This window comes from Chromohalobacter sp. HP20-39 (assembly GCF_033052815.1).
Taxonomy (GTDB): domain Bacteria; phylum Pseudomonadota; class Gammaproteobacteria; order Pseudomonadales; family Halomonadaceae; genus Chromohalobacter.
On record NZ_JAWHTP010000875.1, the window covers coordinates 1 to 256 of the forward strand.

At 76.2% G+C, this 256-nt stretch carries 1 protein-coding gene; it reads right to left on the reverse strand.

Translation table 11 applies throughout. The features are described from left to right. Positions 1 to 256 (reverse strand): hypothetical protein (locus tag RVY79_RS20470; RefSeq protein ID WP_317466425.1); only part of this gene is annotated, 256 nt, incomplete at both ends.

Sequence of the window (256 nt, forward strand, 5' to 3'; positions counted from 1 at the left end):
GGCCGCCCAGGTCCAGGCTGCGGGCGCCCGACGGGGCCGGCAGGTCGGCGCCGCCGATCGCGCGGATCTTGCCGCCCTCGATCAGCAGGCTGGCGTTGGCCATGACCGGCCCGCTGACCGGATGCAGCGTGGCCTGGCGCAGCACCAAGGCCTCACGCTGCGGCGGCGGCGGGGTGTCCGGGGTGGCAGCCGCCGGCATGCTGGCCAGGGCGCCGATCAGAGCGCCGATCAGAGCACCGATTAAGGCGGCGCAGCG